Below are 2,779 nucleotides of genomic sequence, written 5' to 3' on the forward strand. Positions count from 1 at the left end.
GCAGACACGATCCCGACCTCCAGCCCTTGTGCTCGCCCTTTTCGCATAAGACCGAAAAGATTATTTACACTGGCGTTAGGCCAATCAACTGCCAGATTGCCGTTTTCGTCGTATAAAGAAATTTGCTCTTCTCGGGGAGAGATGGAATAGAATCCCCAACCTTGAGGAAAGATCTGACTTATCGTAATATTCTTTAATACATGTGTTGGATTGTTGGGAAGCGCGAGTTGAAGGGCACTCAAAAGGAAGACTAACAAGCATGCACTGATTACAACCACAAATAAAAACAGATTTGGCCTTCTTTCCATATCAACACCTTCTTGCTAAAAATGCAATGTTTATAAAAAAGAGCTTTTTTCGAAATCCCTTTTTCCCCGGACCTTCAGCACGAATCCCATCGGCTTGGTGAGTTCGGCATGTCCATTATCTGGTTTATCATCCACAGGTTGGACGGTTCAGGCCATGCTGAACCACGGGCAGGTTCTGGGTTATCTGGCCCAGGAGCCCCGCCTTCGATCGCGTTCCGTTTCGGACACGCTTCGAACCAAGCTCCTCATACGTTCTTGCTGTCTCTCCCGCGCCCTCCCCAATGCCATCGCCAGCATCACGCACAAAGCAAAGCCGCAGCGGGCCCGCATCTTGGCCAGCCCACCAATGGTATGCCGTTCAAACCCAACTGAAACATCCAATCGGCTGTTTACCCTCTCTTCACCGCGGTCCTGTACGCCCTTGACACGTGATCCCATACGCCTTGGCTGGGCATACTTTTTTTAGCGCCCCCCGGTCTTTCTCGAATCCACCATTGCTCATCTGTTGCCGGGCCCCTGTCTCTGGACAGTAACAGTACACCGCTCCCCCCTCGTCATACACCACGTTCGTGTGTCCCGGTAACAACCGCGTTTGCTCCCCGTCTTTCCACAGCCGCCTCGTGTCGATCACGGGCTTGATCCCATACTCATCCCAGCAGCGACTCAGGAGTTTCGAGTCGTCGTACCCCCGATCGGCCGTCAGGACCTCGGCCTTTTTCAACATCTCCGGATGGCGTTTCTCCAACTCATCCAGCAGGACATGCCCTTCTTTGACGTCCGAGCGCGACCCCTTGGTCACCGTATACGCCACAGGCAATTCATGCTGAGCATCCACCACCAGGTGGAGCTTATAGCCAAACCACCGGACCACTTTCTCCCATGTACTCCCGTCCTCGCGGGTCCCACGATAGGTTTTTGCCCCGTACTCTGCATCCAGGTCCCGCCGTCCGTCTTCCTTCTTTTCTTTCGAGGGACGGGACGCCCACGAGGCGATCGCCTTACTGTCCATCGCCAAACGACGCCCGAAATCCGGGAGCTCCTCACTCAGGGCTTTCACCAACTCGTCGAACATCGATTCGATCCACGATCCGTGCCTCATCAAGCTGCGGAGAAATCGGGTGTAAGCGGCTGCGCTGGGAACTGCGCGCAACCCACAGATCGATCGCAGTTGCCCGTTTCGAGAGAGTTCCCGACGTAAGCTCTCGATCGACGGGTGTTGAAACACGATTCCTGCCAACATCGAGTTCCACATCGCCCGTACCGGGTAGTCATCTCGTCCATGACCTCTCGATTTCTCCAGATGCACCATGAGCGCTTCGTCCGGCAGATGTTCCAGAACCAGCCGGAGGCGTTCCAGGTCTCCAAGCGGCTCAATTTCTTCCCAGGAAAACAGTTCGAGTTGTGGTATAATGGCCATAGGGTGAGTCCTCCTTGTTGGATGGGTTGTCCAACTACTATTCTAACAAAAGGGGACTCACCTGTCTTATTGGACTGAACTTGGCGCTTGAACTCTGGGGTTTTCCGACGTTCCATTGAACAACCTCCTGACCTGATCGTCTCATGATCGAGGGGGATTGTCCAATCCAATTTCCGGGCTTAAGAGAAGGTTGTCTGAAGGAACACTAGTAGGAGGGCCGGGAGAAATCCTGCCCGCATTTTTAGAGCGGCGGGAGAATCCGTCCTCTACCCCATAGGGAGGTGGGAGAATCCTTGGCCTCATATCCGACCGCAGGCTAAAATAACGTTACAGCACCCCGGAGACCTCATCAGAGGTCCGAAAGGAGGCACCCCCATGCCCCGCCGACGCCTCACTGCCGCCGTCACCAAGGAAGGTAAATGGTACGTGGCCCGCTGCCTCGAAGTGGAAGTCACCAGCCAGGGCGAGACCTTGGAAGGGGCCCTTGCCAACCTGCGCGAGGCCCTGGAACTCTACTTCGAGGACGCGCCTGCCGCCGAGTTGCCAGACACCGGCCCGATCATCGCGCCCGTGGACATCGAGGTGAAGCACGCTTGAGCCCGCGCCTGCCGGTCGTGTCTGGGACGGAAACCATCGTGGCTCTGGGCCACGCCGGATTCGTGAAAGTGAGCCAAAAGGACAGCCACGTCAAAGTCCGGCACAAGGATGGCAGGTAGGCCATCCTTCCGCGACGAGCTGGCTCCGGGTACTCTCCGGTCGATACTCAAGCAGGCTGGAATCTCCTTGGAAGAGTTCCTAAGACTGCTGGAGAGGTGAGCACCTGCCGTGGGGCGGGCACCCCGCCTGAGCCCCAGAACTGCCCGGAGACGAGTTTTCGGCTTCCATGATTTTCATCCCTTTGCCGGACCGAAATATTCGCTCTTTTCTACCTGCAGCATAGCACCGGCCACTTCCTGCACCTGGCCCTTGAAAACACTTGGCCGCTGCCTTGGAAAGGGCGGTTCCGATCTCCCCGCAGGGTCAACACTAACCGGCGACCGAAACAGAGTACTGC

General features: G+C 56.0%; 3 protein-coding genes. 1 reads left to right on the forward strand and 2 read right to left on the reverse strand.

Annotated elements, in window-relative coordinates; translation table 11 throughout:
- Together K6T64_RS16620 and K6T64_RS16625 are read right to left on the reverse strand one after the other, a co-directional pair.
- Nucleotides 1-308, reverse strand: a 308-nt coding sequence (locus K6T64_RS16620; RefSeq protein WP_288011320.1) for an SdpA family antimicrobial peptide system protein, incomplete at its 3' end; no start/stop codon positions are given.
- A 400-nt stretch (nt 309-708) separates the two neighbouring features.
- On the reverse strand, nt 709-1,725 hold the full coding sequence (locus K6T64_RS16625; RefSeq protein ID WP_288011322.1) for a transposase: 1,017 nt from the start codon (nt 1,723-1,725) through the stop codon (nt 709-711).
- Between the two features lie 375 nt (nt 1,726-2,100).
- On the opposite strand from K6T64_RS16625, the gene K6T64_RS16630 reads away from it, so the two are divergent.
- Entirely contained in the window at nt 2,101-2,322 is a 222-nt protein-coding gene (locus tag K6T64_RS16630) for a type II toxin-antitoxin system HicB family antitoxin (protein ID WP_288011325.1), read from the forward strand.
- The last annotated feature ends 457 nt before the right edge of the window (nt 2,323-2,779 follow it).

Origin of the sequence: Kyrpidia sp. (genome assembly GCF_023512215.1) — a bacterium.
Classification (GTDB): domain Bacteria; phylum Bacillota; class Bacilli; order Kyrpidiales; family Kyrpidiaceae; genus Kyrpidia; species Kyrpidia spormannii.